The 25,895-nt window shown below is 40.0% G+C and carries 21 protein-coding genes; 18 read left to right on the forward strand and 3 right to left on the reverse strand.

The window, feature by feature from the left end:
- Positions 1-34 precede the first annotated feature (34 nt).
- Together JN11_RS14060 and JN11_RS14065 are read left to right on the forward strand one after the other, a co-directional pair.
- Positions 35-1,279, forward strand: a complete 1,245-nt coding sequence (locus JN11_RS14060) for an alkaline phosphatase family protein (RefSeq protein WP_144913527.1) — start codon at positions 35-37, stop codon at positions 1,277-1,279.
- A gap of 82 nt (positions 1,280-1,361) precedes the next feature.
- Entirely contained in the window at positions 1,362-1,745 is a 384-nt protein-coding gene (locus JN11_RS14065; protein WP_144913529.1) for a DoxX family protein, read from the forward strand.
- 9 nt (positions 1,746-1,754) lie between these two features.
- Here the strand turns inward: JN11_RS14065 and JN11_RS14070 are convergent, their stop codons facing one another.
- The 3 genes from JN11_RS14070 to JN11_RS14080 form a co-directional block, all read right to left on the reverse strand.
- The gene (locus JN11_RS14070) at positions 1,755-2,315 is read right to left on the reverse strand and encodes an RNA polymerase sigma-70 factor (RefSeq protein WP_144913531.1); all 561 of its coding nucleotides are present in this window, start codon (positions 2,313-2,315) and stop codon (positions 1,755-1,757) included.
- Between the two features lie 152 nt (positions 2,316-2,467).
- Complete coding sequence (locus tag JN11_RS14075; RefSeq protein ID WP_144913533.1) at positions 2,468-3,388, reverse strand: helix-turn-helix domain-containing protein; 921 nt, start codon at positions 3,386-3,388, stop codon at positions 2,468-2,470.
- A 15-nt stretch (positions 3,389-3,403) separates the two neighbouring features.
- On the reverse strand, positions 3,404-4,309 hold the full coding sequence (locus JN11_RS14080; protein WP_144913534.1) for an SDR family oxidoreductase: 906 nt from the start codon (positions 4,307-4,309) through the stop codon (positions 3,404-3,406).
- Positions 4,310-4,525: 216 nt separating this feature from the next.
- Between JN11_RS14080 and JN11_RS14085 the strand changes: the two genes are divergently transcribed.
- The 16 genes from JN11_RS14085 to JN11_RS14160 all read left to right on the forward strand — a co-directional run bounded on the left by JN11_RS14085 (position 4,526) and on the right by JN11_RS14160 (position 25,854).
- On the forward strand, positions 4,526-5,581 hold the full coding sequence (locus JN11_RS14085; RefSeq protein ID WP_144913536.1) for a FecR family protein: 1,056 nt from the start codon (positions 4,526-4,528) through the stop codon (positions 5,579-5,581).
- A gap of 152 nt (positions 5,582-5,733) precedes the next feature.
- Positions 5,734-9,273, forward strand: coding sequence for a TonB-dependent receptor (locus JN11_RS14090; RefSeq protein WP_211360768.1), 3,540 nt, complete (start codon positions 5,734-5,736; stop codon positions 9,271-9,273).
- A 23-nt stretch (positions 9,274-9,296) separates the two neighbouring features.
- Entirely contained in the window at positions 9,297-11,093 is a 1,797-nt protein-coding gene (locus JN11_RS14095; RefSeq protein ID WP_144913538.1) for a RagB/SusD family nutrient uptake outer membrane protein, read from the forward strand.
- Between the two features lie 249 nt (positions 11,094-11,342).
- Entirely contained in the window at positions 11,343-11,696 is a 354-nt protein-coding gene (locus JN11_RS14100) for a YciI family protein (protein ID WP_144913540.1), read from the forward strand.
- A gap of 42 nt (positions 11,697-11,738) precedes the next feature.
- Complete coding sequence (locus tag JN11_RS14105) at positions 11,739-12,983, forward strand: RNA polymerase sigma factor (RefSeq protein WP_144913542.1); 1,245 nt, start codon at positions 11,739-11,741, stop codon at positions 12,981-12,983.
- Between the two features lie 76 nt (positions 12,984-13,059).
- The gene (locus JN11_RS14110) at positions 13,060-15,153 is read left to right on the forward strand and encodes a carboxy terminal-processing peptidase (RefSeq protein ID WP_144913544.1); all 2,094 of its coding nucleotides are present in this window, start codon (positions 13,060-13,062) and stop codon (positions 15,151-15,153) included.
- A gap of 20 nt (positions 15,154-15,173) precedes the next feature.
- A complete protein-coding gene (locus JN11_RS14115; protein ID WP_144913546.1) occupies positions 15,174-16,226 on the forward strand; it encodes an LIC11966 family surface protein in 1,053 nt (350 codons plus the stop codon).
- 440 nt (positions 16,227-16,666) lie between these two features.
- Positions 16,667-19,570 (forward strand): TonB-dependent receptor, encoded by a 2,904-nt coding sequence (locus tag JN11_RS14120; RefSeq protein ID WP_144913548.1) that lies wholly within the window; start codon positions 16,667-16,669, stop codon positions 19,568-19,570.
- Positions 19,571-19,704: 134 nt separating this feature from the next.
- Complete coding sequence (locus JN11_RS14125) at positions 19,705-20,610, forward strand: alpha/beta fold hydrolase (protein WP_170227755.1); 906 nt, start codon at positions 19,705-19,707, stop codon at positions 20,608-20,610.
- Positions 20,611-20,749: 139 nt separating this feature from the next.
- A complete protein-coding gene (locus JN11_RS14130) occupies positions 20,750-21,778 on the forward strand; it encodes a metallophosphoesterase family protein (RefSeq protein ID WP_144913552.1) in 1,029 nt (342 codons plus the stop codon).
- 157 nt (positions 21,779-21,935) lie between these two features.
- A complete protein-coding gene (locus tag JN11_RS14135) occupies positions 21,936-22,487 on the forward strand; it encodes a YceI family protein (protein ID WP_144913554.1) in 552 nt (183 codons plus the stop codon).
- 12 nt (positions 22,488-22,499) lie between these two features.
- A complete protein-coding gene (locus JN11_RS14140) occupies positions 22,500-22,919 on the forward strand; it encodes a c-type cytochrome (protein WP_144913555.1) in 420 nt (139 codons plus the stop codon).
- 53 nt (positions 22,920-22,972) lie between these two features.
- Complete coding sequence (locus JN11_RS14145; protein WP_144913557.1) at positions 22,973-24,022, forward strand: sensor histidine kinase; 1,050 nt, start codon at positions 22,973-22,975, stop codon at positions 24,020-24,022.
- Positions 24,019-24,735 (forward strand): LytR/AlgR family response regulator transcription factor, encoded by a 717-nt coding sequence (locus JN11_RS14150; protein WP_144913559.1) that lies wholly within the window; start codon positions 24,019-24,021, stop codon positions 24,733-24,735. The genes JN11_RS14145 and JN11_RS14150 overlap by 4 nt, the downstream gene beginning before the upstream one ends.
- 46 nt (positions 24,736-24,781) lie before the next feature.
- Positions 24,782-25,237, forward strand: a complete 456-nt coding sequence (locus JN11_RS14155; protein WP_144913560.1) for a GNAT family N-acetyltransferase — start codon at positions 24,782-24,784, stop codon at positions 25,235-25,237.
- Between the two features lie 170 nt (positions 25,238-25,407).
- Positions 25,408-25,854: a KTSC domain-containing protein gene (locus JN11_RS14160; protein ID WP_144913562.1), complete on the forward strand. Its 447-nt coding sequence runs from the start codon at positions 25,408-25,410 to the stop codon at positions 25,852-25,854.
- The last annotated feature ends 41 nt before the right edge of the window (positions 25,855-25,895 follow it).

The raw sequence follows: 25,895 nt of genomic DNA on the forward strand, positions 1-25,895 counted from the left end.
TCCTGGCTAACTTAGCAGCTGTAATATCCATCTTATGCGTTTAAAAAAATCGTTATCTCTGTTTTTTGTTTTAGCATCTTTTGCGGCGTTTTCGCAAACCCGCGTTAAAAAGGCCGTTTTTATCATTGCTGATGGTATCCCGGCAGATGTTATAGAGCGCCTTGATCCGCCAAACCTGAAAATGATTGCTGCGCAGGGCAATTTTTTACGGGCTTATGCAGGCGGCGAAAAGGGTGGCTATTCGCAAACACCAACTATTTCGGCCAATGGATATAATAGTCTGTTGACCAGTACCTGGGTAAATAAACACAACGTTTGGGGAAACGATATCAAAGAGCCCGATTATAACTACTGGAACATTTTCAGGATAGTTAAGCAGGTCGCTCCGGATAAAAAGATAGCCATATATTCCAGTTGGGCAGATAACCGTACCAAACTGGTAGGTGATGGTTTGCCGCAGGCCGGTAATATTAAGGTTGATATCAGCAGCGATGGCTACGAACTGGATACCGTAAATTTTAAACACGATAAGGCCGGAACCTACATGCACCTGATTGATGAGCAGGTTACCAATTCGGCCGCTAAAAGTATTAAGGAGCAGGCGCCTGATTTGTCGTGGGTTTATTTGGAGTATACTGATGATATGGGGCACCGTTATGGCGATAGTCCTACTTATGACGATGCCGTAAATAAAATGGACGATCAGGTGGGCCGCATCTGGCAGGCCATCCAATATCGCGAAAAACATTTTAATGAAGACTGGATAATTTTCATCACTACCGACCATGGCCGAGATGAACAAACCGGCAGAAACCACGGTGGGCAATCAGACCGTCAGCGTAGCACCTGGATGGTGACCAACTACAAGCAGTTGAATGCTTATACTCGCTATTACAAACCGGGTATAATTGATATTACGCCATCTATTATCCGTTTTATGGGTATCGCCATTCCCGAGGCCCAACTGAGAGAAATTGACGGTACATCCCTTATTGGCCAGGCAGATGTGGCACAACCCCAGGTAATTTATGTTCAGGGAACATTGGACATTACCTGGAAAGCATTGAACACTAAAGGCAATGTAAAAATCTGGGTGAGCCCAACCAATAATTATAAAACCGGTGGTACAGATGAGTACAAACTGCTGGCGCAACCACTCCTTACCCAGGAACATGTGCTGGTATCCGTAAAAGATATGCCTTCCGCCTTTTATAAAGTAGTTATTGAAGCACCAGGCAATACAGTGAACAGATGGGTGATTATTCCGGCTGCTAAATAGAAAACTATAATTTCATTTTCTTTAGAACCTTCTCCTTTTGGAGAGAGATTCATCGTGGAACAGTATTTGCACTTCATCCACCATGAAAGAAGAGAACATAAAAACTGTTGCCCGTATTTTATTGGGCGTTGGTTTAATAGGCGCAGGCATAGGTCACCTTACTTTTGCACGAAAAGAATTCCAGGCCCAGGTGCCTGATTGGGTACCCTTAAAAAAGGACGATACCGTTGTATATTCTGGTATTGCTGAAATAGCCATGGGCAGCGCCCTGGTATTAACAAACGAAAAATATAAAACCACCATCGGAAAAATAGCCGCCTCCCTTTTTGTCGGTGTTTTTCCAGGTAATGTATCCCAGTTGCTAAACAAACGGAGCGCCTTCGGATTAAATTCAGATAAAAAAAGATTGTTGCGCCTATTTTTTCAGCCGGCTTTGGTTTATTGGGCGATAAAGAGCACTGATTGATGTTCGACTTTACCACAGTAAACAGCTTACATGTTTTAATAAACGCCTTAATTTATCCAAAGCAATGCTGATCTGCCGTTCTACTGTTTTGGGTGATAGATCAAGTTGCTTGGCAATGTCTTTATACTTCATATGATCAAACCTGCTCATCATAAAAATTTCGCGGCATTTTTCAGGCAGGCTTTCCAGCGCTATATTAATCTGCTGCACCATTTCTTTTTCCAGGTAGGGGCTTTCGGCAGTAAGGATAACCTCTTCTAAAAGGTGTTGCTTTTCGAGGTAATTAACATACAGATTTTCGATTTTCTGATGCTTTAAATAATTAAGGCATTTATTCTGAACCGACTTAAACAGGTAGGAACTAATGCTGCCGGTAAAATTAATTTCGTGCCCGTTTTCCCAAAGCATCAAAAATATATCTGATACAATTTCTTCAGCGGCATCAATATCATTTACAAACCGGTTGGCAAAAAGCGTAAGCCGGGCATAATATTGCTTAAACAGGTATTCAATTGCTTTTGCATCGCCCTGCGTTAACCTGGCAACCAATAAATCGTTCTCCGAAGACATTAGCTGAGTAATTGTTTTATCAAATAATTGAAATTAAATCTCCAACAAGATACTCAAAAAAATAAATAGTTACATAATTAACATGGATGTGATGGCAAATTAATAGTAAATGTTAGTCGTTCGGTTGCCGGGCAACACAATACAGATTTTGCTTAGTTGAAAGTTTGCCGGAATGCCAAAGGTGAAAGCCCGGTTTTGGCCTTGAACAAGCGGCTGAAGGATTGCGGATGATCAAAACCTAATTCGTGAGAAATTTCACTCACCGATAGTTCAGTAGTTGATATTTTTTCTTTGGCTTTCTCAATCATTTTGTCCTGAATGTGCTGCTGTGTATTGCGCCCTGTCAACATCTTGAGTAAGCTGCCTAAGTAGTTGGGCGATATATTTAATTTTTCGGCTATGAATTGAACGCTGGGCAATCCCCGTGTTAATAGATCGGTACTGTTAAAATAGTTTGTTAACATGTCTTCAAGCCTATCAAGTATTTGATGATTTTCAATTTTACGGGTTAGGAACTGGCGGTGATAAAAGCGGTCTGAATAATTTAGCAAAGTTTCAATCTGGGATATAATGATGTCCTGGCTAAATTTATCCATGTTAGCATGATATTCCATTTGAATATTTTGCATAAGTCCGATAATAATAGCTTCCTCTTTTTCCGTCAGCGATAAAGCCTCATTAACCGAATAGTCAAAGTATTCATATTTCCTGATCGCTTTTGCCAGTGGCGTATTCCATAAAAAGTCGGGATGGATGTAAAGCATCCATCCCGACATCTTCGATTCTTTTTTTTCGTCAATTATGATCGGCGCAAATACCTGTCCGGGGGCCATAAAATACATAATGCCATCCCGGAATTCATATTGCTGCTGACCGTATTTAAATATACCATTGCAATGGCGCTTTAATGCAATGGCGTAAAAGTCAAACACCCGGTTACCCGGTCTTTTTCCTGTCCTATTGACGGCTTCCAGGTTAATTACACTGATCAACGGATGTTCTGGTCCTGGCAAGCCTATCAAACGATGAAGCTCACTAATGGTTTGAATCCGGTACGGTTCTGTGCCTGCCATAGTACAAGATACTTATTATTGATTATAAACCGCTGCAAATTCTTTGGCGAAATCTTCCAATTTTACTTTGCCTAGTACAGGCTTGTTACGTAGGTAATCTTCAGATATTGCTCCGCTATGGATGCTGGCATTCATTTCTACAAAACTTTCAGCAAAGCTTGCGTTCATGCCAAAGGCTTTCAACCCGTTCAGTTGTTGTTCATCACTAATTAATATCCATTTCAAGTCAGGCTTCCCTATTGCCACACCTAAAATACCGGCTATCTCATTGCAGGTAAGCTCCTCGCTTGCAACATAGCGTATTTTCCGCCCAACTGCTACTGATTCCAGCTCTTCAACTATCGCATCGGCAATATCTGCATCAGCAACCATATATGACATATCCGACCCTCCGTAATTTGCAGCAATTAAGCCATGTGTTTTTATAGGATTTATAAAGCCCAACAAATTTTTATAAAACCCAACCGGTCGCATAAAGCTAACAACTACATCAGCCGGTAATTGCCTCAATGTATTTTCCGCATTATGATGGATAATAAGCAAACCATTGCCGCTGTTCATATGTGCTCCAACGCTGCTTAAATAAACCACACGCTTTACGCCTGATTTTTCGATTGCCTGTACATAGTTATTGATAATTGCGTTTGACCGTACTACTACATCACGTACACTGGTATTCGGGTCGTTAAAACTACCGCCCGGGGCTATCATACAATACACGGCATCTGCGCCGGTAAAAGTTTTGGTCAAAAAATCAACGTCTTCCATCGTGCCGATAGCGGCTTTTGCGCCCAGGGCTTCAATGTCTTTTTGTTTTTCGGCTTTACTGCTGATGATGGTAACTGAATGTCCTTTTTTTATTAGTTCCTTTATGAGCGGTGTACTTACGTAGCCCAGGGAACCTGTTACTGTTATTTTCATGGCTTGTTTTTTTATACTGCAAAGTTCACATAGTACTACAAAAATAATGTAACAGAATCTAAGAAGCTTGTAACACAATCTACGAATTGGATAGTGAAATATTAAAATAGAGGTGATTAACCTATCTGTTTTAATATAAAAGATGGTAAATGTTAATTTATTATAAAGTGCTTTGGGGGTAAGCGCTGATTTAATTGTCTGTAGCATATAAGGACAATGAACAACGACGATATTAAATTTTTACTGGTAAAATACATTACCAACCAGGCCAGCGAAACAGAAGCCAAAGAGGTAAAGCATTGGATAGGGTTACACCCCGAAAATGAGCTTTACTTTGTTGAACTGTATGAAGCCTGGCAAAATCTGCTCTATACAAAACCCGAAACAATTGATACCGAAAAAGCCTATCAGCAATTTTTAGCTAAAACCATTACGCCGCAAAAACAACCTGTAAACCTATGGCAATTTGCAAAAGTAGCCGCCGTAATATGTTTCTTTTTATTGGCCGCCCTATGGCTTATTTACCATCGTGCTGATGCCCCTCAGAAAGGGAACCAGATTGTTGCTCAAAACGGGGCAGTAAAAAAGATTGCCCTCAGCGATGGTACAACTATTTGGCTCAATGCCGGCAGTACTATTAAATATGATGCCGGTTTCGGTAAAACAAACCGCACCATTTATCTGGAAGGTGAAGCTTTTTTTGATATAGGGCATAATAATAACAAGCATATTCCCTTCCTGGTTAATACAAAAAAATATACTATCAGGGATATCGGTACCAAATTTAACCTGAAAGCTTATCCAAACGATCCCTTTTTTGAAACCACTGTAGTAAAGGGCGAAGTAGCAGTAGAAAGTAATGCTGATAACAACGCACATGAAGCCAACCGCATCTATGTAAAACCACGGCAGGTGCTTAAAATATTCTATCGCCCCGAAAAATCTGACAGTAAGGAAATAATACCAATGCCAAATACTTATAACGAAGTACAGGTATCGCAGGTTGATTCGGCCAAGATAGATGTTTACGATGGCTGGAAAGATGATTTACTGGTATTTGATGGCAACACCCTGGAAGAAATTGCCCGCGTACTGGAACGGAGATACAATGTAACCATTAACATTGACAGCCAGGAACTGAGGGACATTCGCTACTCAGGTTGCTTTAAAAATGTGCCTGATATTGATAAGGTATTACGTCTCATCAAGCAAAACACTCCCATTAGCTACACGATTGATGGACAGAAGATAACTATAACTAAAACAAATTGATCACTAAAAAAGAAAAACTATGGCAGAAAACTAATACTTACCAATAAAACCAAACCCGGGATGCGCTAACACCCCGGGATATGTATCAGAATTAATAGCTAATACCCTAAAGCTTGGGGAAGCACAGTATTAACTAATTAACACACAAATTTATGATTAATTTTTATAGAAGACCTTCTATTGCCATGGGGTCGTGGCAAAAACTGCTCATAATTATGAAACTCGTCATTCTTTTGCTTTTTACGGGAATCCTGCAAATACATGCGGCAGCTTATTCGCAAAGCACTTATAATTTTAATGAGCAGAGCATCTCTGTAAAGCAGATGTTTAAAAAAATTGAGAAAACAGGCAATTACACCCTGTTTTACCGTCTGGATCAGGTAGATCTGGATAAAAAAGTGCAGGTGAATACCAAAGATGCATCTATTGAGGATGTAATGAAACAGGTGCTGCAAAACCAGTCATTGAGTTTTCAATTGATGGATGGTAACATTATTGTGATTAAGCCATTGGATAGCAAAAATGCCATCGACCAAACCATTACTGGTGTAGTTACTGATGCTGCAAATGTTCCTTTGCCTGGCGTGATTGTTAAATTAAAAGGCAGCACCATTGCCGTAAGTACCAATGCTGATGGTAAATACAGCATTACCGTTCCAGATGCCAATGGCACGCTTATTTTTACCTTTATTGGCTTTAATACACAGGAGATACCTTTAGAAGGTAAAAAGGTTATAAACGTACGGCTAACAGAAGAATCCAAAACGCTTAATGAAGTAGTAGTTGTGGGTTATGCCACCCAGAAGAAAAAGGACCTTACGGGTGCCGTTACGGTAGTCAACGTTTCGGATATGACTAAAACTCCTTCCGGCTCGGTTAATGAATTATTACAGGGGCAGGCTGCAGGTGTGTCAATCACCGGATCGGGGCAACCTGGTCAGGAACCGGATATCCATATCCGTGGTATCAATACTTTTGGCGATAATACACCGCTTTATGTGATTGATGGGGTGCCTACTTCTGATATCAGCACCGTAAACCCTAATGATATAGCCAATTTGCAGGTGTTGAAGGATGCAGGAGCAGCTTCCATTTATGGCTCAAGGGCATCAAATGGTGTAATTATCATCACCACTAAAAAAGGTAGTGGTAAGGTAAAAATTCAGTACGATGGTTATTTCGGAACCCAGGTACCTAAAGGCGGTAACGTTTGGCACACGCTAAATCCGCAGGAAACAGCTGACCTGCAGTTAATGGCCGAAAAAAATTCAGGGTATACTGATTTTTCTGACCCGCAATACGGTAATGGGCCTACTTATGTATTACCCGATTATATTGAGCCCGCCGGGGCGCATAATGGCGATCCATCAGTTAACCCGGCTCTTTATTATGTTAATCCCAATTATACTGATCCAAACGATTATAATAATTTTTACCGCATAGTAAAAGCAAATAAAACAGGTACTGATTGGTTTCACGAGATTTTTAAAACTGCGCCAATAACCAGCCAGAACATCTCCTTAAGCGGTGGTTCTGACCAGGGCAATTACCTTTTCTCTGCCAACTATTTTGATCAGCAGGGAACACTGATTGATACTTATGAAAAGCGTTATACCATCCGCTCAAACAGTCAGTATAACGTTAGTAAATCTTTCAGGGTAGGCGAAAATCTGTCCTATTCAGTTACCGAAAACCCACAAGTGGCAATCAATAACCCTGATGCAATTATAGCATATGCTTTCCGCGAGCAGCCAATTATCCCGGTATATGATATTATGGGTAATTATGCCGGTGGCGATGGTCCTGGTTTAGGCGATGCGCCAAATCCCGTAGCTGTTCAACAACGTACTAAAAACGATCAGTATTTAAGCTACCGCCTGTTTGGTAACGCCTTTGCCGAATTAGATCTTTTAAAGTCGCTCACCTTGCGCAGCTCATTCGGTGGTGCATTAGGTTCCAGTACTTTTCACAGTTTTCAGTATCCTACTTATGAAAATGCCGAAAATACATCAACCAACCAATATAACGCGGGTTCAACAAGTACCTACGATTATACCTGGACAAACACCATTGCCTATCATGGCGTTTTTGGCAAGCATGACCTGAAAGTTCTGTTTGGTACTGAAGCCAATCAAAACGGAGGCAGTGATTTAGGCGGAAGCCGGCAGGGATATTTTTCTTTTGATCCTAATTATGTAAGCCTTTCAACCGGTTCAGCAGCAGGCGAAAGTAACTACAGCGATAATTACCCTAAGCGTTCTCTATTTTCTTATATCGGCAGAATAGATTATGCCTATAATGATAAATATCTGCTAAGTGGTACTATCCGTCGTGATGGGTCATCTTCTTTTGTATCTCAGTATGGCTGGTTCCCGGCAGTAAGTGCGGGCTGGCGTATGTCGCAGGAAAGTTTCATGAAAAACATCACCTGGATCAGCGATTTAAAGCTTCGCGGCGGGTATGGTATAATGGGTAACCAAACCAATGTTACTTCCACTAATCAATATACACAGTTCTCGAGCTCTATAGGCCAGTCGTATTATGGTATTGATGGCTCAAACCTGGTTCCGGGATTTTATGAAAACTTCCTGGGTAACCCGGCTGCTAAATGGGAAAAGGATATTAACAGCAACATAGGTATTGATGCCACGCTGTTCCATGATATGTTATCCTTCACCATTGATTATTATAATAAGGATATCCGCGATCTGTTATTTAATCCTCCTTTGCCTGGTACTAACGGTAATCCAAGCCCGCCAGCTGTAAACATTGGCGAAATGAAAAACCATGGTATCGATGCTTCTGTGACCGGAAATTTTAAACTAGGTTCAGGCATTGCCATTAATGCCACATTATCGGTAACTACTTATACCAATAAAATTGTTAAGGTTGATAACGATGCCAATTACTTCGACACTGATTTTGGCCGTCGCGTGGGTACTAATCTGGTACGTAATGAGGTAGGGCAGTCGTTGGGTGAATTTTATGGATATAAAGTAGTAGGTTTCTGGAATTCACAGGCAGAGATGGATGCTGCCAATGCCAAAGCTCAAAAAGCAACCGGCGATCCTAATGCCGTTTATGAGCAAGATATGGGCCTTGGCCGTTTTAAATATGCCGACGTAAACGGCGATGGTCAGATAACTGATGCCGACCGTACCTTTTTAGGTAACCCGAATCCTACCATGAGCTCAGGTCTTAACCTTGGGGTTAGTTACAAACATTTTGATTTCAGTATATTCTTGTATGCAGTGTTCGGTAACAAAATATGGGATAACGTAAACTACTGGAGAGATTTCTATTCATCATACGAAACAGCTAAAAGCTATACTGCATTGTACGATTCCTGGACGCCGACGCATATGAATGCAAAGGCCCCTATTCAGGAAATGGGAACCTATTTTAGTACCAATGCAACAGCAAACTCTTATTACGTTGAAAACGGATCATACATAAGAGCTAAAAACACACAGTTGGGCTATACTTTCTCGGCATTAAAGCTAAAGAATATGGGGATCCAGAAACTGAGGGTTTATATATCCGCAGCAAACTTATTTACCATAACCAAATATCCTGGGGTTGATCCGGAGCTTCCGGGTACACCTGGAGCAGCTTCAACTGATTTTGGGATTGATGAAGGTACATATCCAAGCTCGCGTACTTTTTTAATAGGTGTTAATCTTTCATTATGATGAATATTTTAAATATAAGTGATATGAAAATTTCAAAATATATAATTATGCTGATGATTATCAGTATGATTTCGGTACTCTACTCATGTAAAAAGTCATTCCTGGAAACGCCGCAAACAGGCACACTTAGCCCCGAGTTATTACAAACAAAGGCAGGTGTTGATGGGTTACTGGTGGGGGCATATAGCGCATTAAGAGGGGTACAGGCTGATGGTACTGCTTTTGGTGGAGGCGACTCGTGGCAAACCTCGCCAGACAACTGGATTTATGGGGGCGTTGCAGGTGGCGATGCACACAAAGGCAGTAACTCCGGCGATCAGAGTCCTATCGAAGCTATTGCAAGCTTTTATCCAAATGCAACCAATCCTTTTTTCAATAGTAAATGGATTGCCGATTATGAAGGGATTACCCGTTGTAACAATACTATCAAAGCAGCGGTTAAAACTCCGGGATATTCTGCAAGCGACCTGTCAAACATATTAGGGCAAGCCCGTTTTTTAAGAGCACATTATTATTTCGATCTTAAAAAGATGTTTAATTATGTGCCTTACATTGATGAAAATACCACCGATGTGGTGCAGCCCAACACGGCAGACATATGGCCTAAAATAGAGGCCGATTTTCAATATGCTTATGCTAATTTACCGCCAACACAAACCGATGTGGGACGCGCAAATAAATGGGCAGCGGGTGCTTACCTGGGTAAAACTTATATGTACGAGCATAAATACAGCGATGCAAAAGCTGTTTTTGACGATGTGATAACCATTGGTGTTACCTCAGGTGGCCTGGCTTACGCGCTGGTACCAAAGTTTCATGATAACTTTAATGCCGATACTAAAAACAACTCGGAAAGTATTTTTGCTATTCAAGCCCTGGCCAATTCTGACCCGGGTGGGATTACCCAGGCAAATGATGGCGACAGGCTCAACTATCCTTATGGTGCCAACAGTCCGTTTGATTGCTGTAGCTTTTATCAGCCAAGCATCGATCTGGCTAATCACTATCGTACTAACCCTGCAACCGGTTTGCCTTACCTGGATGATTTTGATACACATGCCATCAAAACAGACATGGGCTACCAATCATCTGACAGTACCTTTGTGCCTGATGCCGGTACCATCGACCCTCGATTAGACTGGACCGTTGGTCGTCGTGGTATTCCTTATCTGGATTGGGGATTGCATCCCGGTAATGACTGGATCCGCGATCAGACATTTTCTGGTCCTTATTCGCCCATAAAACATGTTTATACACAGGCCGAGCAAAATACTAATGGCGACCAGCATTCATGGGGGCCGGGCACTGCAGTTAATTATAACATTATCCGTTTTGCAGATGTGATTTTACTGGCTGCCGAGGCAGAAGCCCAGTTAGGTAATTTAACAAAAGCCGAAACCTATGTAAATATGGTACGTAACCGCGCCGCAAACCCTGGGGGCTTTGTGTATCAGTATCTGGATAATAGCAATCCTACAAACGGGTATTCAACTACACCAGCTGCCAATTACCTGGTTAACCCTTATCCCGATGGTGATTTTAACAGCCAGGGATTAACCTATGCCTTAAAGGCGATTTACTATGAACGGCAACTGGAACTGGCGATGGAAGGTCACCGCTTTTTTGACTTGGTGAGATGGGGTGTTGCCGATCAGGCCCTTAATGCTTATTTTTTGTATGAAGGCAAACTGACTACAGATATAACCCAGGGGCATTTTACAAAAGGCCGTAATGAATATTACCCAATACCACAAACACAAATAGATCTGGAAGTAAAAGGCGGAAAATCCGTTCTTAAACAAAATCCCGGATATAATTAAATAGCCCTACTTACCTATACCTTTTTAAAATGCTGCCCATTTATTTGGGTGGCATTTTTTGTTTTTTGCCTGTTTATATTGTTTAGAGATGTTTATCGACGAAGGTCCTCGCTCTTACTTAAAAGAGAATAAACAAATGATGTAAAATATTTTAATCAATACGTCCAATTAATCCGGTTTCATTTGATGAGGGTGTAATTCATATATTTATTAACCCATTTGCCAGCCGGCAATTAATACTTAAACAAAATGGACGAGTACGCATTAATTATGAGACATGAAGACGGTACCAAAGTGGCATCGCCCGAACAACTGCAAATCTGGATGAAACAAACCATGGACTGGATTGGTGGCATTGCTGCACAAAATAAATTTGTGAGTGGCACAGGTTTACCCTTTGCCGATGCCAGGGTGGTTGGGCACAATAACGTTGTTACTAATGGTCCCTTTGGTGAAATTAAGGAAACCATTGGCGGTTTTATTGTTGTTAAGGCCGATTCTGTTGATGAAGCAGTTGAGTTTGCAAAAGGCTGCCCTGTTTTAGTAGGTGACGGCAATACAGTTGAAGTACGCAAAATAGCAAAAAGGGATGGTGTACATTAAAACTTTAGGGCCTGTTGCTTAACAGGCTCTAAATATTGTTTTATGCAACAGCAGGAATTAATACCTCATTTATTCAGAACAGAGTACAGTAAAATAGTTGCCGTACTGTGCCGGCGCTTTGGCTTTGAACAAATGGAAACAGCAGAGGATATTGCCAGTGAAACTTTCCTTACGGCGGCACAATCATGGCGCCTTAATGGTGCTCCTAAAAATCCAACGGCATGGCTTTATAGCGTGGCAAAAAATAAAGCCAAAAATCATTTGCAGCGTAACACCATTTTTGAAACTAAAGTGGCCGCAGAAATAAGAAATAATATGTCGCAGATCGATGAAAATGAAATTGATCTGTCGCCGCAAAACATTAAGGATAGCCAGTTGCAAATGATGTTTGCCATTTGCCATCCTGCTCTATCATCAGAAACGCAGATTGGCTTATCACTCAGAATTCTTTGTGGTTTCGGGATAGATGAAATTGCGGAAGCTTTTCTTACCAATAAAGAAACCATCAATAAGCGCCTGTACCGGGGCCGGGAAAAACTCCGGCAGGAAAAAATAAATATCGAATTTCCAGGCCCGACAGAAATTGATCAAAGGCTGGAAAATGTACTTACAACAATCTACCTGCTTTTTAGTGAGGGCTATTATTCAGTAAGTCAAAATAATACCCTGCGCAAAGAGCTTTGCTTTGAAGCCATGCGCCTTTGTCATATACTTATTGAAAACGAGCATACCAATAAGCCACAGGTAAATGCCCTGCTTTCGCTCATGTATTTCCACGCTTCGCGCTTTGAAGCCAGGATAGATAAAAATGGTGACCTGGTTTTATATGACGAACAGGATACCAGCCTTTGGAATAATGAGATGATAAGTAAAGGAGCATGTTTTTTAAAATGTGCCACAGGAGGAGAGCATCTCTCCAAATATCACCTCGAAGCAGTTATCGCTTATTGGAACACTCAAAAAGCCGATACACCGGAAAAATGGGAAAATATCCTTCAACTCTATAACCGTTTACTGCAAATAGAATACTCGCCCATTGCAGCACTAAATCGCACCTATGCACTCTCCAAAGCAAACGGAAAACAGCAGGCCATAATTGAGGCCGAAAAATTAAATCTGGTTACCAATCATTTTTATTTTGCCTTGCTTGGCGAGCTCTATACTGATATAGATAACCAAAAAGCATTACAGAATTTTCAAAAAGCGCTTTCGTTAGCAAAAACAGAGACAGATAAAAGATTAATGAGTAGGAAAATAGAGAAGCTCTTGTCTGTCATTGATCCGTAAAAGGATTATTCTCACCCATATTAATTATTTTTTTATTCGGCATATCATTGTTATTTTACAACTGTAATTCAGCTACGTGAAAAAAATTATAGCCGTTTTTGCTCCACTCATTTTTATCGTGTTTTTATCTGATGGCCAAACAATTGATAAGAGTGCGCATGAAGCTTTTGTGCTTACACGAATGGTTAGCAAGTTTCATGTAGATCCCCGGCCGGTTGATGAAACATTTTCTGCTAATGTGTTTTCGGGTATGTTACAAAATACCGATCCCGATAGGATGTTTTTTACTAAAAACGATATCAGCAAACTTAGTGCTTATACTAAAATACTTGATAAAGAGATAAAACAAAGTAAAACAGGTTATTTAACTCTTTTTGTAAATACCTATACTTTGCGTATTAAACAGACAGATACATTGATGACCGAAATCAGTAAAAAGATCATCAATTTTTATGCTGATGAAAAATTTACCGTAGCAGAGCGCGATGAATACCCAGCATCAGTGAGTGCCATGCGGCAAAAGCTGTATAAAAAAATAAAATCAGATGTATTAGATGAACTGATGGATGATCTTCCGGCAAATTTTAAAGCGCTTCCCATCTTAAAACAAAAAAAATATGTTGACAGTGCCGGAGCGGCGGATTGCCAAAAAATAATATCTACCCTAAAAAGAAGAATCAACAATATATTACAGAGCCAGGGTGGAGTGGCTCAATATGTTGGCAATATTTACTGCCAAACAATAGCATCATGCTTTGATCCGCATACAGAATTCTTCCCGCCCGAACAAAAAGAAAACTTTGAGAGCCATTTAGGTAAACAGCCATTTCATTTCGGTTTTAAAATTAAAGCAGATAAAAATGGAGGGGTTCTTATTGATAACCTGGAGCCTGGCAGCCCGGCATTTAAAGGTGGAAAGCTAAATAAAGGAGATAAGTTTATTGATATACAATGGGAAGGTGGCGAACAGGTAAATGTTTCCAACATGACTGAGCGGGAATTTAGTGAATTGCTGGAGGAAGACAATCACAAAAAGGCGTTGTTCACCATGAAAAAAACTGATGGCTCTACAGCAAAAGTGTTTTTAGAAAAGGGGCAGGTTGCCGGTGACGATGATAATAAGGTGAAAAGTTTTGTTTTAAAAGGAAACAATAATACAGTCGGTTATATCTATTTACCTGCTTTTTATGAGGACTGGGATACCAATAACGATGGTCTTAATGGTTGTGCCAATGATGTGGGCCGCGAAATTCTGAAATTAAAAAAGGAAAATATAAACGGGCTGATATTGGATTTACGGTACAATGGCGGCGGTTCAACAGAAGAAGCTACAGAGCTGGCAGGTATTTTTATTGATGCCGGTCCGGTTGAACAGATAAAAGAAAAAGGGCCAAAAGTATACACCATGAAAGATGTAAACAGTGGTACTATTTATGATGGCCCGCTGGTGATTTTGGTAAACGGCTATAGTGCATCGGCTACTGAATTGATTGCTGGTACCCTGCAAGATTATAACAGGGCTGTAATTGTAGGTTCGCCTACCTACGGTAAAGCAACCGCTCAGGTGGTTTTGCCAATGGATACAACGGTAACTTTTGAAAACATGGCGCAAATGCAAACAGAAAACTACCTTAAAGTAACTGTTGGAAAGCTTTACAGGGTTAATGGAACATCTGCACAGTTTGGCGGGGTAAAGCCTGATATTGTTTTACCCGATATTTTGGATGCATACATAACTAAAGAAGCTGATGAGCCTTATGCTTTACGTCCTAATGTAATTGAAGCCAATAAATATTATCAGCCATATGCACCTTTACCTTTAAAAGCATTGGCCGCTGGTGTACAAACAGAAATTGATACCAATAAGTACTTTAACGCGGTTAAAAAATTGACGGCTAATTTAAAGCAGCAAAAGCAGGAAAAAGATATTCCACTTAATTTTAATGAAGCACTGGCCGATAATGATGCTGATTTAAAAGACAATGAAAATACTACCATTCCTGATGTAGCATCAAAAAAATATACCGTGCAAAATAACCAATATGAAGCAGCCCGGATGGAGGCTGATGACTATTTTAAAGAAGTAAATGAAGAGTTTACCCATCAGATAGCAATTGATCCATATATAAGTATTGCTTATGACGTGCTGACCAAATTAAAAACACCATAAAAATAAACCTGAATAAGTACATGAAAAAACTATTTACCTACTACCTTATACTATCGGCCACCATGCTTGCCACTATAAAAACAGCTAAAGCCCAGGATGCGACTGCGGATCCAGGTAGTTATATGAATTCGATAAGCAATGCTGAAACATTGATGAATAAATCATACATGGCATACGTGAGCGCGGCGGCACATAGCAGCCGTAAAAGAAAAATTGAAAAACTGCGGGGGAAGGCTGTTGATGATATTGTTACTTGTCAAAACACTATAAATTACCTGCCGGCTTATAAAGGTGATAATACTTTGCGCCAAAGCAGTTTAAACTATGTGCAGCTTTGTTATAAGATATTTAATGAAGACTATGCCCATATTGTAAATATGGAAGATATAGCCGAAAGAAGCTACGACGAGATGCAGGCTTACCTGTTATTACAGCAAGCTACCAATGATACACTGGAAGTGGCCATTACGCGGATTAATAAGGCACAGGATAAATTTGCTGCCAAATACAATGTAACCATTACTTCAGAAAAATCAGAACTGGGTGAAAAAATGGAAGCAACCGGCAGACAAAGTAAATACCGTGATAAAGTTTACTTGCTATTTTATAAATGTAATTGGGAAGATAACCAGTTGACCAATGCCATGAATGAAAAAAATGTAACTAAAGTTGAACAGGTGCGCAACTCATTAGGCAAGTTTGCAAACGAAGGGCTTAAAGACCTTGATACTTTACAGGCATTTGAAAATGATGGTTCTTTAGCCAATGCCTGCAGGCAGGCGCTAACCTTTTATAAGAGTGAAGCAGAAACACAAGTCCCGCAGCTTACTGATTTTTATTTAAAGGAAGAGAACTTCCAAAAATTAAAAACAGCTTTTGAAGCGAAGTCACAAAGTGAAAGGACACAGCAGGATGTAGATGCTTATAATAAAGGCGTTAACGATATGAATGCTGGCGTAAACTCCTTTAATCAGATTAATGCTGATTTAAATAGTGGAAGAAGTGACGTTATTAACACCTGGAATGCTACCGAAAAAGCATTTATTGACGCACATACGCCCTACTATAAATAAGCAAAGAGCCGTATAAGTGGGGCCAACTTCCCCAACTTGGCTGCCGGATAAATAAAGAAAAAGAGGCCGTTCTCAAATCATGAGAAGGCCTCTTTTTTGTTACAGCAAACCTAACCTGCCTTACTTTGTATAAGTTGCTTTTAAACTAAGTGTTTGATTTTTTGGCATTGTATTGCTGTTTTTTTTAGTTTTAATAATCTATTGAGACATTATTTTAAATAAATTATAGTAAAAGTTAAATTGATTGATAAAAAAGCTTACTTAGCTATTTTTTGATGTTTTTTGTTGAGTTATTTTACCTATTTTTTATCAAATATTGACTTTTGTTGAAATTTTTACTGAAAAATGCATTTATTTTTCATTGTAATGTAAATATTACAATGAAAAATTTGTAATTTTAAATAATTGACCAAACTAATCTTTCAATTAAATTAAAAACTATGAATTTAAAATTACATTTTTTGTTATTTATGGCATTCCTAATGTTTTCTGTTTCTGTTTTTGCACAAAAAATAACAGGTACTGTAACAGGGGGTGGCCAAACAGTAATCGGTGGGGCAGTCAAGGCCAGCCCATCTGGCGTGGGTACCTCAACCGGTGTTGATGGTAAGTATAGTCTTGCCCTAAAACCAGGTACTTACCAGGTAACCTTTTCGGCTATTGGTTTTCAGCCTAAAACTATAGCCGTTCAACTAGCTGCAGGCGACAGCAAAGTGCTGGATGTTGATTTGGCTGTTTCGTCCGAATCATTAAAAGAAGTAGTTGTAGTGGGTGGCCGTGGAGCGCCCCGCAGCAAACTGGAGTCGGCAGTGCCGGTTGATGTTATTAATATCAATAGTATTAATGAATCAACCGCCAAGCCCGATTTGATGAGCCAGTTGAACCAGAATGTTCCTTCATTTAACTACAACAAGCAATCAGGTGCTGATGGTGCTGATGCAATTGACTTTGCCAGCTTGCGTGGATTGGGTTATGATCAAACATTGGTTTTGGTTAATGGTATACGCCGTCATATGTCAGCCTATGTTGATGCGGGGCAATCTGCTCGTGGTCGAGGCAATAGCGGTACCGACTTAAACGCTATACCTGAAAATGCCATTGACCACGTTGAAATTTTGCGCGACGGTGCATCTGCCCAATACGGTTCAGATGCGATTGCCGGGGTAATCAACATCGTTCTGAAAAAAGACATCAATCATTTAACCTTTGATGCCGGGTTTAGTGGTTATGATGATCAAAAATACAATACACTAAGCTATTCTGATCCAAAAGCATACTATACAGGTAAAAAATTCGATGGTCAAACCCTTACACTTGGTGCCGACTATGGTATTGCTGTTGGTAAAAATGGAGGCTTTTTAAATATTGGTGGTAACTATGAAGATCAGGGCAAAACCTTCAGATATGCACCTGATTTGGCCATTAGCCGCGAGCGTAGAGCTTTTGGTGATGGTTCAATAGCCCTGGGTGGCGGCATGTTTAATATGGAAGTGCCTATTAAAGGTACCAATACAACATTCTTTGCTTTTGGTGGCTATAACTATAAACACTCACAGGTATATGCTTATACCCGTAGCTGGAACTATGACAATGGTCTTCGTGCCAATGCAACAAAATTCCCTACCGATCCTGTAACAGGCGACCTGATTTTTGTACCTGGTATAATGAAAGTAGATGCTCCTGATGGCACACCTTTTAATGCCGATAATGTTTACTATAATCCGGAAGAAGATGTTTATATAAAAGATGAATCAGCTGCTTTTGGTTTTAGAGGCAAAACAGATGATGATTGGCAATGGAGTGTAAGCAATAATACCGGGCGTAATGATTTTCATTACTATGGCGAAAATACCTTCAACGCTGCATTGATTGTTGTTCCGGGGCAGCCGATACAAACCCGGTTTAATGATGGTGGCTTTAATTACTTACAAAATACTACCAATGCGGATATAACCAAACGTTTTGCTGGTGTTGCACAAGGATTGCAACTTTCGTTTGGTGGTGAAGTAAGATATGAGCGCTACCAGATTTATGCTGGCGAGCCAAATTCGTACATTGGAGCTACAGACCCGGTTCCGGTTACTGTTGATGGTGTAACAACTCTTGAGGTAAAAGCTTCCGGCTCTGAAGGGTATCCTGGATATTCGCCAACTGATGCTCGCATAGCTGACCGCGCTTCTGAAGGGGCATATTCAGAAATTTCTTTGGATGTTACCAAAAAATGGCTGATTGATTTAGCCGAACGTTTTGAAAACTATGATGACTTTGGGTTTGTTGGTACCGAGAAATTTGCAACCCGCTACAAGCTTGCTGATAACTTTAACCTGCGTGGTTCAATAAGCACTGGTTTCCGTGCACCGAGCTTACAACAAATGAACTTCAGTAATACCAATACCGAAATTGTAAATGGTAACCTGGTTTATACTAAAACAGTTCCTAACTATTCGCCAATTGCCAGAGCGGCCGGTATCCCTAAATTAACTCCGGAAACTTCAACCAACTACAGTTTAGGCTTTACCTGGGCACCAATTCCTCAGTTAAATGTTTCTGTTGATGGTTATGATGTTAAAATTAAAAACAGAATTGTGTTCTCTGGTCAGTATGCAGAAGGCGATCCATCATTTGGTGATCCCAATACACCCGGAACTTTAAATAACCTGTTATTAGCCAGCCAGGTTGCCCAGGCTTCGTTTTATACCAACGCTGTAAATACTACAAATACAGGTGTTGACATTGTTGTTGATTACAAAACCCGTTGGGAAAAACAACACTTTAATGTAACCTTTGCAGGCAATATTCAGCATGTGGCTATCAATCAAATCAATGTGCCTTCAACCTTTAAAGGTTCAGCAAGTGATAGTGCAATATTCTTTTCAGACAGAGAGCAATATTTCCTTAAATATGCAGCACCAACCGCTAAGCTAAACCTTAGTTTAGAATATGGTATTGCAAAGTGGGCTTTCGGAACACGCTTTACTTACTATGGTACAGTTAAAGAATTAGGTTTTGGTGAAGTAGCAGCACCTGCCAATGCTCCTGATAAGTTTTTCCCTTATGTAGATTTGGATAATGGCGGCGGTGCAGTGCCTGAAATATTTGTTTTCCATCCAAAAGTAACTACCGATATTTATGCTACTTTAAAAGTGACCAAAAATATATCATGGTATATAGGAGTCGACAATTTATTTAACGTACACCCTGATGAGGCTGTGGTTAAAGGCTCTGTAAGCGCAACAAGTGGTACAAGCTCTTTTGGTGATAGTAACTCAGGCGGTCCGTTTGAATCTGTTCAAATGGGCTTCAACGGTATGAGGTTATTTACCAAATTTAAATTTAGCTTCTAATAAAAATTAAAATTTACTCAGCCAACCCTGTCTCTTTTTGAGGCGGGGTTTTTTGTTATAGCATACTTTTAATACCTAAAAACCGTTCGGCTTTGTAAAATCAATTGGTTAGTTTTATGGAGATAGTTACAGGCATGAAAAAAATTACATTCGGTGTATTTCTTTTACTCCTTTTAAGCAGTTTTAAGCTAGAAGCAAGCAATTACACTTTTGGTGTACGCATTGTTGGAAAAGGAAAGCCAATGATCCTTATCCCCGGCCTTAAAGGATCAGCAGATACTTATAATGATGTGGTGGCGCATTATAAAGATCATTATACCTGCTATGTAATTACTTTGGCCGGTTTTGCCGGGCAACCCGCTTCGGCTGAACTGAACCATCCGTTGAAAGGGCAAAGAGATGAAATCATCCGGTATATTATTGAAAAACGCCTGCATAAGCCAGTATTGGTAGGCTTTAGTTTTGGCGGGACTTTAGCCATATGGATAGCCTCTACTCGACCCGATTTGATAGGAGCACTTATTGAATTGGATGGCGTTCCATTTGATGCCGGGATAGAAAAAAATCATGTTAATATGGACTCTATCCGCCGGGATGCCAGGTTCAGAAATGAAAAGATTATTGATGCGCAGGCTGATTACTGGCAACATGTAGATTCTGTGCGCCACACCAAAAAGTTTCGGGAGCAGGGCTTTTTGGATATGAAGGAACTGGTAACCGATACCACCAGGATAAACCAGATATTGGATTGGGACGATTTAAGTGATTATAAAGCCAGTCGGCTAATGGTAAACGAAATGAATTCGCTCGATTTGAGAGACAGCGTGTCAAAAATAAGTTCGCCCATATTGGTGCTGGGTTCGTGGAAAGGGTGGGTTAATTTCAAAACAAAAGAAACTGTTGCAGCAAGATACCAAAAGCAATATTCACCGGCCGATAAGGTAACTATAGTTTTCTCCGAAAACGGAAAGCACTTTTTAATGTACGATGATTTTAACTGGATGATAGGGGAGATGGATAAGTTTTTAAAATCAATATAAGTGATATAACAGGCGTTTTAAATATTGGAAAAAGGCTGTTTCGTCAAGAAATTTCCGTTGGTTGTGTAAATAAATAGATACGTTAGGTTGTGTGACCTTTCTTAGTAGTGTAATTCAAAATCACTAAAAAAGAAAGATCATGAAAAACAACTTTCACCATGGGGATGACCACACCCCTGCATCTAATGATACTAATAATGATGGTATTGATCGCCGTGGATTTTTAGAGTGCATGGCCTGGGCAGGTACCGGCGTACTTTGGATGATGTCGGGCGGAATTTTGAAGTCGTATGGCATGAGCCAGATGATTGATAAAACAACCGGCGGTCTGAAAAAAGGATTGCTGCTGCCTAAATCCGACTTTAGCTTTGTCCAGATCAGCGATAGCCATATCGGTTTCAACAAAGCTGCTAACCCCGATGTGGTGAGTACGCTGCAGGCTGCCATTGCCAAAATAAATAACATGCCTACGGCACCATCGTTTGTGTTGCACACCGGCGACCTTTCGCACCTGGCGCAGGCCGATGAATTTGATACCCTGGAACAATCGTTAAAAAGCATAAAAACCGACCAGATATTTTATGTTCCGGGAGAGCATGATGTAACCGATAATGGTAAACTCTACCTGGAACGTTACGGAAAAGGCACTTTGGGCGATGGATGGTATAGCTTTGATAAAAATGGCGTTCATTTTATAGGTTTGGTTAACGTTACCAACCATGTTGATGGCGGTTTAGGTTACCTGGGTCCCGACCAATTAAAATGGCTTGAGAATGATGTTAAAGGACTGTCAAGCAGCACGCCCATTGTTGTTTTTGCTCACATTCCTTTATGGGCTGTTTACCCGCAATGGGGCTGGGGGACTGATGATAGCGCACAGGCATTATCATACCTTAAACGCTTCGGCTCAGTATCCGTATTAAACGGACATATTCATCAAACCATTCAAAAGGTGGAGGGTAACATCACTTTTCATACTGCTAATTCAACTGCATTTCCGCAGCCTGCACCAGGTTCGGCTCCTTCTCCGGGGCCAATGAAAGTTCCGGCCGAAAAACTACGGACATTGTTGGGGTTAACCAGTGTAAATTATATTGAACATAACCATTCTTTAGCGATAACGGACATTCCTCTCATAGACGCAGCCATGGTAATTGGCGGTCAGTAAAATAGCCTTACATGAATTAGTCAATAAAATCACGGCAGGGCATTATTATCCTGTTAATATAGGCCTTAACAGGCAGCCTGAAGCCGTTGTGTAAACCGGCAGGGTCTGGGTGATGCCGGATCCTGCATACACAAGCTATTATTAAAAACACTGTTTTATGAAAAATATAATATTGATTTCGACCACATTTTTAATGTTATTATTAAGTACATCGCCATCTGCCTTTGCTCAATATAAACCGGTTGATAATGGCTCAACCTTAAAATTTACCGTTGCCAATTTAGGGTTCGATGTGGACGGCACTTTCAGCGGTTTTCAGGGAACGCTTTCTTTCGATCCGCAAAATTTATCTGCAGCAAATTTCGACGTAAGTATTGATGCCGCAACGGTAAATACCGATAATAGCCTGCGGGATAAACATTTAAAAGACGATGGCTTTTTTGATGTGAAAAACTACCCGCGCATCCGTTTGGTATCTTCCAAAATTTCCGGTTCCGGTAAAAACGGCAATTATAACTTAATAGGTTTGTTAACGCTCAAGGGGAAAACCAAACAGGTAAGCTTTCCATTTACAGCCGCACCAGCAACAGATGGATATTTTTTTAAGGGAAGTTTTAAAATTAAAAGAAAAGAATTTGGCGTTGGAGGCACCAGCACCATAGCTGATGAGTTAACAATTGATTTAAATGTGCATGCTGTAAAAGCTTAATAAAATAACAAGTTGAAAATAAATAAGAAATTTGCAGTAATTATATCCCTTTCGGCAATGGCGCTGGCAGGAGTGGCTGCTGCAAAGCCGGGTTTTAAAGATGAGCCTGAGCAATACAAAAACTTAAAAGTGCTGCCCAAAAATATCAGCTCAAAAGATTTGAACGGGATTATGGTTGATGACTTTCAAGATGGATTGGGTGTAACCTGTAACTTTTGCCATGCGAGTGCAAAGGATGGTCACGGGCTTGATTTTGTGAGCGATGCAAAGCCCGAAAAAGAGATTTCTCGCGTAATGATGCGCATGACCATCGCTCTGAATAAAAAATATTTAAAAGTTAAACATCCGCTTATTGGCAGCAATGCACTGGTGGTTACCTGCAATACCTGCCATAAGGGTGAGGCATTCCCGGAAGGATCCGAGCCGAAATAATAAACATGTTTCTGTAATGGGTGTAGTTCATTTTAAATAAAATGATAAAATAAATGAATAGCTTTAACAGTTTGATAGGTAATGTTTTGAAGGTTAATAAAGTAATATATCACCTCATTTTCTGGCTGTTTGCTTATCTGTTTTGGATCTTTATTTTCCGCAACAGTACGCTGGTAATCACTCACGCTATTACCATACAATTTTGCTACCTGATTTTTATTGCAGCTAATTATTATTTCAATTCGTTTTATGCTATTCCGCATCTGCTTAATAAAAAGAGGTACCTGGCTTTTGTGCTGTGTTTTATATTGGGGATAGTAATTACCGCCGTTTTAAGGGTGCCTGTATCGGTTTTTGTTTACCGCCATGTGTTCAAAATGACTGATAATCACTTTAATTACAGTAGCGTTTTTTATAACTCGTTTATCAATATCCTGTTTTGGGTAGTAGTTATCTTAACCGGAAAAATGATTGCCGATAAAATTCGCTCGCAGATCTATATCGAAAAAATTGAAAACGAAAAGGCTACTAATGAACTGAACTTTTTAAGGGCACAGTTTAATCCGCATTTCCTGTTCAATTCTATCAATTCCATTTATGGCCATATTGATAAATCGAACAAAACCGCCCGCGATATGCTGCTGGTTTTTTCGGAGATGCTGCGTTATCAGTTGTATGAATGTAATGTTGACCGTATTGAGTTGGAGCGGGAGCTCAACTATCTCAAAAACTATATCGCCATGCAAAAGAGCAGGATGGATGAGCGTGTGTTGGTAAATTTTGAGGCAAAAAACATCAACGGAAATATTAAAATAGCGCCGCTGCTGTTAATCGCTTTTATTGAAAATGCCTTTAAATATGTAGGGTTTAATGAATTGAAAGAAAACAGGATTGATATTGAACTGAGTTACGACCGAGGCTCACTATACTTTACTATATTTAATACAAAAGATACCTTTATCAATAGCGCGGAAAGATCGTCAGGTTTGGGTATAGCCAATACGCAACGCAGACTGGAACTCATATACCCCAACAAGCACCTGCTGAATATTGATAACAACGATGATAGTTTTGGAGTAAGCTTAATTTTATTAAATGTATGATGCTGAATTGCCTGATAATTGATGATGAGCCGATAGCCCGTAAGTTGCTGCAGGAGTACATTGAGGAAACTGATTTTCTGACATTAATGGGTACGGCCGAAAATCCATTGAAGGCTACCGGTTTGATTAATAAACATGATGTCGACCTTATTTTTTTGGATGTGAACATGCCCAAAATGAGCGGGCTCGATTTTTTGCGCTCGGCCAATAACCTGCCCATGGTAATTATGACTACGGCCTATGGGCAGTATGCGCTTGACGGTTTTGAGATGTCGGTTATTGACTACCTGGTAAAGCCATTTTCGCTGGAGCGCTTTTTGAAAGCAACTCAAAAAGCCCTTGAATTGCATACATTAAAACAAAAGGCAGTTCAGCCCGAAAAAAATGCAGGTTATTTTTATGTGAAGTGCGATGGTAAAATTGAAAAGGTTGTTTATGACGATTTGATTTACATTGAGGCAATGGCTAATTATGTAACGCTGTATACTGCCAGTAATAAGTTGGTGGTATACCTCACCATAAAAGGCATATTGGAAAAATTACCGCCCGAAAAATTTATACAAGTACACAAGAGCCACATTGTTAACATCGACAAGATAAAAACCATTGAAGGCAACATGCTGCATCTGGGCGATAAAAAAATAACCCTGAGTACGAGCTTTTATGATGAGGTGATGGACAAGATATTAAAGGGAAGATATTTAAAAAGATAGTTAGCAATTAAGATTATGCCACAAGGATATTTTTATTTTTGCAGGCATGAATACCATCACCCTCAAACGAACCAATAGCCTGGATCCGGATTTTAGATTATTAATTACCGAATTGGATGCCGACTTGCGCGCAACTTATGATGAATTAATGAACACATACGATCAGCATAACGTAATTGAAGAGATAGCTACCGTAGTGATTGCTTATGTTGATAGCCAACCCGCAGGATGCGGTTGTTTTAAAGCGTTCAGCCGCGAAGCCGCAGAAGTTAAGCGTATGTATGTAAGGCCGCAATTTAGGGGTTTGAGTATTAGTGCAAAGGTGTTAAAAGAACTGGAAATCTGGGCGGCCTCTAAGGGCTATGTCCAAATGATTTTGGAAACAGGAGAAAAACAATTAGCTGCCATTAATTTATATCAAAAGGGAGGCTATGTAAGGAGTGAAAACTACGGCCCCTATATTGATTTAGATACCAGCTTGTGCTTTAGCAAAGATTTATAATGTGCTAGGTTTTTTATTGACTGGTATTCATCTAAAATATCCATTTTTGATTAACCCTCACTATTTCAGGGAATAAACCGTACCTTTGCGCGATTATTTTCTTGAAAAAGGCAATTAACCATTAAAAAGGCTTCCTCTTCAACGACAATAAGTACAAGATTAGGAATGTTATGAAAAAAATTGTTGATTACAGGAAACTGTTAAATGTTAATGAAGCGGCTGAATTACAGGAACTAAAAACGGTTTACCGTAGCCTGGTGAAAACCTGGCACCCTGATAAGTTTCATGATAACGCTGAACTGAAATTAGAAGCGGAAGAAAAAAGTAAACAGATAATTGAAGCCTATCATTTTCTGGTAAGCATAGCTCCCGAAACGCGTAACCAATCGCTGACGGATTATAATGTAACTACAGCTTCGGCAATTACAGATTTTGATTATAAATCGCAGGTGTTAACCATGTATTTTGCTGATGGTAACTCATACGAATATTTTGATGTACCCAAAGCAGTATACATTAAAATGATTAATTCTGATTCTCCCGGACGCTTTGCCCGCAGACATATTTTCAATAACTACGTTTACAGAAGTTTGAGTAAGCTGGTTGCATCAGCATAATAAACTGTTAAAATTTACCGGCCAGTCTAGTTAAATATTGT

The organism is Mucilaginibacter frigoritolerans (genome assembly GCF_007830615.1).
In the GTDB taxonomy this organism is placed as follows: Bacteria; Bacteroidota; Bacteroidia; order Sphingobacteriales; family Sphingobacteriaceae; genus Mucilaginibacter; species Mucilaginibacter frigoritolerans.

What these genes read in the sequence shown, in the direction of transcription:
- JN11_RS14060 (WP_144913527.1), top strand. Translation starts at nt 35, where the DNA reads ATGCGTTTAAAAAAATCGTTATCTCTGTTTTTTGTTTTAGCATCTTTT.
- JN11_RS14065 (WP_144913529.1), top strand. Translation starts at nt 1,362, where the DNA reads ATGAAAGAAGAGAACATAAAAACTGTTGCCCGTATTTTATTGGGCGTT.
- JN11_RS14070 (WP_144913531.1), bottom strand. Translation starts at nt 2,315, where the DNA reads ATGTCTTCGGAGAACGATTTATTGGTTGCCAGGTTAACGCAGGGCGAT.
- JN11_RS14075 (WP_144913533.1), bottom strand. Translation starts at nt 3,388, where the DNA reads ATGGCAGGCACAGAACCGTACCGGATTCAAACCATTAGTGAGCTTCAT.
- JN11_RS14080 (WP_144913534.1), bottom strand. Translation starts at nt 4,309, where the DNA reads ATGAAAATAACAGTAACAGGTTCCCTGGGCTACGTAAGTACACCGCTC.
- JN11_RS14085 (WP_144913536.1), top strand. Translation starts at nt 4,526, where the DNA reads ATGAACAACGACGATATTAAATTTTTACTGGTAAAATACATTACCAAC.
- JN11_RS14090 (WP_211360768.1), top strand. Translation starts at nt 5,734, where the DNA reads ATGATTAATTTTTATAGAAGACCTTCTATTGCCATGGGGTCGTGGCAA.
- JN11_RS14095 (WP_144913538.1), top strand. Translation starts at nt 9,297, where the DNA reads ATGAAAATTTCAAAATATATAATTATGCTGATGATTATCAGTATGATT.
- JN11_RS14100 (WP_144913540.1), top strand. Translation starts at nt 11,343, where the DNA reads ATGGACGAGTACGCATTAATTATGAGACATGAAGACGGTACCAAAGTG.
- JN11_RS14105 (WP_144913542.1), top strand. Translation starts at nt 11,739, where the DNA reads ATGCAACAGCAGGAATTAATACCTCATTTATTCAGAACAGAGTACAGT.
- JN11_RS14115 (WP_144913546.1), top strand. Translation starts at nt 15,174, where the DNA reads ATGAAAAAACTATTTACCTACTACCTTATACTATCGGCCACCATGCTT.
- JN11_RS14120 (WP_144913548.1), top strand. Translation starts at nt 16,667, where the DNA reads ATGAATTTAAAATTACATTTTTTGTTATTTATGGCATTCCTAATGTTT.
- JN11_RS14125 (WP_170227755.1), top strand. Translation starts at nt 19,705, where the DNA reads ATGAAAAAAATTACATTCGGTGTATTTCTTTTACTCCTTTTAAGCAGT.
- JN11_RS14130 (WP_144913552.1), top strand. Translation starts at nt 20,750, where the DNA reads ATGAAAAACAACTTTCACCATGGGGATGACCACACCCCTGCATCTAAT.
- JN11_RS14135 (WP_144913554.1), top strand. Translation starts at nt 21,936, where the DNA reads ATGAAAAATATAATATTGATTTCGACCACATTTTTAATGTTATTATTA.
- JN11_RS14145 (WP_144913557.1), top strand. Translation starts at nt 22,973, where the DNA reads ATGAATAGCTTTAACAGTTTGATAGGTAATGTTTTGAAGGTTAATAAA.
- JN11_RS14150 (WP_144913559.1), top strand. Translation starts at nt 24,019, where the DNA reads ATGATGCTGAATTGCCTGATAATTGATGATGAGCCGATAGCCCGTAAG.
- JN11_RS14155 (WP_144913560.1), top strand. Translation starts at nt 24,782, where the DNA reads ATGAATACCATCACCCTCAAACGAACCAATAGCCTGGATCCGGATTTT.
- JN11_RS14160 (WP_144913562.1), top strand. Translation starts at nt 25,408, where the DNA reads ATGAAAAAAATTGTTGATTACAGGAAACTGTTAAATGTTAATGAAGCG.